General features: G+C 32.0%; 4 protein-coding genes. 2 read left to right on the top strand and 2 right to left on the bottom strand.

The annotated features are described in order from the left end of the window. The first annotated feature begins 473 nt into the window (after nt 1-473). Nucleotides 474-1,466, top strand: a complete 993-nt coding sequence (locus AOG54_RS08995) for a proline racemase family protein (protein ID WP_055032633.1) — start codon at nt 474-476, stop codon at nt 1,464-1,466. A gap of 1,081 nt (nt 1,467-2,547) precedes the next feature. Here AOG54_RS08995 and AOG54_RS08985 read toward each other — a convergent pair. Further along, the gene (locus AOG54_RS08985; RefSeq protein ID WP_055032631.1) at nt 2,548-5,013 is read right to left on the bottom strand and encodes a tetratricopeptide repeat protein; all 2,466 of its coding nucleotides are present in this window, start codon (nt 5,011-5,013) and stop codon (nt 2,548-2,550) included. Continuing rightward, nucleotides 5,006-5,992 (bottom strand): Gfo/Idh/MocA family protein, encoded by a 987-nt coding sequence (locus AOG54_RS08980; protein ID WP_162200888.1) that lies wholly within the window; start codon nt 5,990-5,992, stop codon nt 5,006-5,008. Before AOG54_RS08980 ends, AOG54_RS08985 begins: the two co-directional genes overlap by 8 nt. A 94-nt stretch (nt 5,993-6,086) precedes the next feature. On the opposite strand from AOG54_RS08980, the gene AOG54_RS08975 reads away from it, so the two are divergent. Further along, the coding region (locus AOG54_RS08975) for a transposase (RefSeq protein ID WP_201779333.1) at nt 6,087-6,582 on the top strand (496 nt) is incomplete at its 3' end.

The following is a 6,582-nucleotide window of genomic DNA, read 5'->3' as shown; positions in this document are numbered from 1 at the left end:
ATTCTATATCCTGATATCGGTCAGGTATAACATTTACCATTTCTTCTACAAGATTCATATATCATTAAAGTTAACAAAATGATAATTTTTTAGGTTTAGTTTAATCATAAAACTTTAAAATTTTTGTAATTATCATTTATATATAAAAAATTATTGAATAAACTTAAATTTGTGATGTAACTATTTGAGAAATAATGGCTTAATAAAACTACATTATTATGACGAATAAAATAAGCAGGTCTCAGTGAGGAAATTAATGTATATCATGGGTTGAACTATTTTTGGACATTTTATGTAATATTGTATATTAATTATGTTATTATATACCCAGAAATTTATTGATATTGTTATATATAATTCGAATTACATTAGAGATCGAGAAATTGTTCATGTAGCCGAGGCTAAATAAGGTTTTCATGATTTTTGACTATAATTTATCCAAAACTATTTAAGAAAATATTAATTTTAATTACATGAGCCTTAAATCCGAATTAACCTTGGATGTTATAGATACACATACAGAGGGTGAGCCCACACGTATAATTTTCTGGAATGACATACCTAAAAATCTACCAGACGCATTATCAGTAAGAAATTATTTTATCAAGCACTATGATTATATTAGAACAACATTATTGCAGGAACCAAGAGGGCATAAAGACCAGTTTGGTGCTGTATTGCTTCCTCCTGTAAATCCAGGAAGCAGCTATACGGTTATATATCCAACCACTCATTCTTATTTGGACATGTGCGGGCATGCCACAATAGGTGTAAGTACCGCACTTGTTGCCCTTGGATATGTTCAGTATGAGGGCAATGAAAAAATAATTACATATGATACTGTTGCAGGTACAGTCAAAGCAAAGGTAAAAATAGAGGATGGTGAGCCAGTTTCTGTATCCATAGTTGATGTAAAATCATATTTTGTAAAGAAAATAGATATAAATATTGATGGAAAAATTATACCTGTAAACATATCATACGGTGGCAATTTCTATGCCATAGTTGAATCTGATTCCATAGGAATTGATGTTAATACAGCAAACATAGGAAAACTTATGGAATATGGAAATATTATCAGAAAAAAATCAGAACAAACAATTATGAATATGTACCCTGAGGGCAAAAAAAATCTTGAGCCATTGGCAATGATCACAGATAGTAAACATGATTACCGTGCCTTTGTTACCTTTGGAGGTAACAGCTTCGACAGGTCCCCATGTGGTACAGGTACAGCAGCAAGGGCTGCATTGCTTGTCCATGATGGAAAACTCGATATAAATGGAAAATACACAAATGAATCCATAATTGGATCAAGATTTACATGCAAAATAATCTCATATGAAAAGGTTAACGGCAATATTATCATTGTACCTGAAATTACAGGAAGGGCATGGATTACACAGCTATGCAAAATTATAGTTAACCCTAAAGATCCATTAAAACATGGATTTCTTGTACAATAATGATCAAGGGCTATAGCCCATTTAAGTTTTCATTATTTATATAATGAATATAATAGATTTATATACGCTTATAAATAATTATTTAGCCATTCCAATATTCTGTAAAATATTATATTATCAATTTTTGCTATTATAAATTAAATTATTTTAATCTTTTAATTTCCCAAGATAACATGGCCTTAACGGAAAAACAAGTAAAATTAGCAGGATAAAAAGAACAAATATTAACATATAAAGTGTATAAATATGGCCAACAATATAGGCAAATCCAGTAATAATGGTTATCACCCCTATAAGCTAATAAGTAAGCAATGCTATGACTATTATTATAAGCGGAATATTAATCTTGTTTGAAATATATTTCATGCATTTCACCAATCTATTCAATTTTTATTTATAACTTATTAATAATTTTCTTTATCTTATATTTATGTTTTTATTTCTTTTGTTTGCGTACAATTTTTGTGATGAATATAACCAAAAAATAGAAGGTAAAAACATTAGTAAATTTCTTGTTAATGATAATTAAGGTCAATAATTTCAATGATTGTAAAATAATAATAGAAAAAGCATTCTATGATTATAATAATATAATACATTCCACATTAAATTATTATTCACCGTTGCAGTTTCTGGATAACTGGAATAATGGGATCATTTTAATAAAAATATCCAGAGGATTTTTAAAGAAGTGGAAAGGTGGTTGCATATGAAAGAGTAATTATTATAAGAGATCGATGTTAAATGTCTCATGAAATGGAAAAATTCCTACTTATAATCAGTATCAAATCTCAGTTGCATATGGGCATAACATATAAATCAGGAAATATTGCAAGCATTTTAAAAAGACTTAACACACAGTATTTTTTGCCAGCCATCCGGCGACAATTTGTCTGGAAGCAAGATAAGATAATTTATCTGTTAGATTTTATACTACGGTGATAGCCCATTAGCTAACTTCTCCTTTGGGAACTGGATGCTAAAAACTGATCTAAATAAGATGTCTATAAATTTCTGAAAGAAGGAGTCTATGGAGGAGTGAGAAATCAAAAGGCCAATGTCCACTGGTTAATACTTTAACTTAAATTTTGAGTATACTTTTTACAACTTCCAAAGTTTTTCCATAATCAATCCATTGTATATTTTTGGATATATCCTGAAGCTCTGGAGCGTTTAAATATAAATAATATGGCAGCATTGTATATTCTAAGGCTCCCAGATTTCCGACAAGTTTTTTCATTTTATTATAATAATCCAGGAATTTATCCTTATCGCCCTTCTTAATATACATAAAGCAGTAACTTCCATATGCATAAACAATGCCGCCTAAATATTTAACCTGCTCCTGTGTTGAAAGAGCCAGATCTGAGTATTTTAAGCTTGAAGAAAAATCACCTTTCATGGAACTGGCTATGGACATGGCAGCATAGGTTTTACCATATTCCACCGGTGCATTCAGGTTTTTATTTATATCAATTGATTTTTCTCCATATTCAAGTGCCTTATCTGGGTCGAGCCAGCAGTATGATTCTGCAAGGTTATTATATAATTTTCCCTGAAGTCCTAATATATTAAATTTTCTTGCGAGTTCCATTGCATTAATATATTTGCCAAGGGCATCATCAAGCATAAAATTAAATCTATAAATATGCCCCTCTATTCTAAGCGTCTCTGCAAATAATATTGAATTAACATTACCTTCAGTACATGCAGATTCAAGAACTCCCAATGCATCAGAAAATTTGCCAAACAGGAATGTGAGATCACCTATTTGATTCTGGCATTTAAGATAAAGCTCCTTATCACTGCCGTTATTATTCTTTTCAGAGATTTCAATAAACAGTTTAAGTGCATCTGAATATCTGCCCATAACCCTTAGTGTATCTGCCTTAAAATATGATATATAATCTTTATAATTACCAAATAATGCATTTTCTGTATTGATGCTCTCAAGCATTTTAATGCTATTCTCCAGCCGGCCGGTTCTTCTAAGATAAACAGCAAATAAGAACTGAATACGTTCATCCTGAGGGCGTTTTTTAAGAATTTGACCCGATATTGCGCCAACAGTATTCCAGTATCCGGCATCAATGAGATATATGGAAAGTTCAATAAACTTTTCACCAACGGCAATGGAAGGTTCAGGCAAATAAGAAAGAAGGTTCATAACGTTGGGGTAAAAAACCACCATGGATTCATATGGTATACTTTTTTTATTATCATTAAGATAATTTATAATGCCTGAAAAAATTTTATCCATAATCATGGATTTGCCGCTCACTGTGGGATTGTTTATAACATATTCATAAAAATTATCATGCACTTTGTATATTCCATCAAGGTTCTCAACCTTTAATACAAATGAATGGTCTGTTATTTCCTCAAAATCTGATAAGGCTATTGGTATATTTAACTCCCTTATGAGAATTTCAAAAATATTAAAATTGAAAAAATGAATGTAAGATAATGCCGTGAACAGTGTTCTTTCATCCTCCGAAAGGTGTGAAAGAAACCTCGGGATGATTTCATTTGTGGGAATTAAAAAATCGTATGCAGATAAACTGTTATTTTTATTCCTCAAATAAATTTCAACACAGAGGTCTAAATAAAGAGGAAGACCACGGCTGCTCTCTATTATGGATTTTCTGATGGATTCATCTGGAATTGGCACAGACCTAAGAAAATAGTCTGAATCCTGATCACTGAGATAATCGAGTATGTGCTGATCAAGTATTTCATTCCATGATGGGTCCTTTTGCTCCCATTTTATATACTCCCTGCTCCCTATCACAAATAATGTTTTTTCAGAGGATAATAAAAGTTCTTGTATAAATTCATCCGGATCACCATTTGATAGCTGAAAAGTCTGGCGCCTGTATAATGATTCATATGAATCAAGAAATATTGAGAACATCGAATTTTTATTTTTGGCCGCCACTGAAATATCTATTCCAAGAAGGTGTGGAAGCCTTTCAGATAGTTCCTCGGGATTCCTTTTGCATGAATCAATGGCCTCAATTTCATTATGATATTCCTTAAACTGTATTGAGTACTTTTCCCTGAGCTTTATGGCAATTTTATCTATAAGCCCCACAGGAATGTGTATTGCCTCAAGGATGTCACCTGTTATATCCCAAATAACGCTATTTTTAGGTATAAACTCCTTAATCTGATCGGCATTTTTTCCAATAGAGGACATGTATTTGACCATGCCATAATCAAAGAGGACACATGGGAACTTTATCTGTTTTCTAAGGCCCATCAGAACCGTTGACGGTGAATTATACTCATTTACATCCATGCTGGCAAATATAATATTCACTGCCGTTCCATTAATGTTATTTCTTTTCTCCAGATCTGACATTAGTTCTGATATAAGCCGGGTTTTACCGATCCCGCCCACACCATAATACACTAGGGCCTTTCTGGTTATACTGCCTGCGGCTATTGCATCAATCCATTTATTAAAGGCCCTGAAAGGCTCTATCCTGTCAGTAAATTTTTTAATGGCCTGCTGTGTTTTTCTTGAAAACCTGCTTTCAGGCATTGGATTCACCCCCGTTCATTAATGCATACATTGTGCTGTACACCATTTTCCAATATTCCTCATTGCCCTTTCCTGATAAAAGCACCTGATATAAGGCATCAACTAGGCCATAATAATGGGCAAGGAGTCTGTTATTCTCATTTGAGGAAAATAAAACTCTGATGCCTGTGGCATCACTAAGTGTTACTTTAAGCTGTGAATGATTAAGCCTGATTTTTGAATTTGTTTCAGGAAACATAAAATCTGTATATTTAAATGAGGAGTTTGATACCCAGTTGGTAACAGTATGCCCAAATCCAGTGCCGTTACGTGAATCCTTAAACATCATGGGGGCTGTTGAAAATAAATCAGAGTATTTTCCATTATACTGGCCACCAAGAGTTAAAGAATCAATAGCAATATATTCAAAAATTGAATAAAGCATGCTTAAAATGTTTGATCCGCTATCAACCCAGCTACCAAGAAGACTCAATGCCCTGTTCTTCAGTTTTCCATCTGTATAGTATGGGTCAGAAAAGTAGGAATATAGGCTTCCAATTCTTCCATGGCTTTTGAAAACGTCATTTAATGAGTTTCTGAACCATGCAATTTCAGGTGAATAGACAAAATGAAATGCATTATAAATAAATACATGATTTTGCTCTGCCTTCTCAAGCAGATTATTATATTCATGCATATTAAGAACTGATGGTTTTTCTATTACAGCATTTTTTCCTGATGATAAAACCTCCATTGCAGTTTCATAATGATTATCTGTTGGTGTGCATGTTATGCATGTATTTAACTTGTCATTTTCAAGCAGGCTGGATAAATTTTTATAAAACTTTAATGTATTTACCTCTTTATCAGTTATTTTATTATCATATATTTCCACGATATTTATTTTACCATTTCTTAATATTGCATCTTCCCAGTATTTTGCAATATAGCCGTATCCGACAATGGCGACATTGAACTGATTGTTAACATTATTTGCCATAATTATCATTAATATAAAAAGAATAAAATATTCCCTTAAAAATACAATTGTTTACTATTAATAAATTTTTGCATTATCGCAAATCCATTAAAAGATGAAAAAAATAAATGCGAAAAGTCAATTAATAAGTATAGAAGAATTAATAAAGCTTTTCATAAATGACAGAAAAGAGGGAAAGAAAGAACTGATTACATGGTTTCTAAACAATGTAATGGATGAGGAGGCCATTGAACAGTTAAATGCTGTAAGATATGAAAGAACTAATGGAAGAACAGGATACAGGAATGGATACAAGAAGAGGAAATTAAAGACTGTGGATGGTGAATTAACATTAGACAAGCCTGATCTAAGGTCAGGTTCATTTAAAACCAAGGTATTTGACAAGTATTCAACTGTGGAAAGGGCTTTAAACTCTGTAATAGCAGAATCATATATCAATGGTGTGTCAACAAGATCTGTTAACAGTATAATAAATAATCTGGGTGTAAGTGTATCACCTGAGTATGTATCATCACTGAATAGGGAGCTTGATAAAAAGGTTAAGGAGTTCTTAGAGAATAGAATAGAGGATAAAATAAAATATTTATACA

It is taken from the genome of Acidiplasma aeolicum (assembly GCF_001402945.1).
Lineage (GTDB): Archaea > Thermoplasmatota > Thermoplasmata > Thermoplasmatales > Thermoplasmataceae > Acidiplasma > Acidiplasma aeolicum.
The sequence above is the reverse complement of the archived record's forward strand: the minus strand, read 5'-3'. Positions and strand labels throughout refer to the sequence as shown.

Bases quoted from the DNA above. Each gene is read 5' to 3' on its own strand.
- AOG54_RS08995 (WP_055032633.1), top strand. From the start codon at position 474: ATGAGCCTTAAATCCGAATTAACCTTGGATGTTATAGATACACATACA.
- AOG54_RS08985 (WP_055032631.1), bottom strand. From the start codon at position 5,013: ATGCCTGAAAGCAGGTTTTCAAGAAAAACACAGCAGGCCATTAAAAAA.
- AOG54_RS08980 (WP_162200888.1), bottom strand. From the start codon at position 5,992: ATGGCAAATAATGTTAACAATCAGTTCAATGTCGCCATTGTCGGATAC.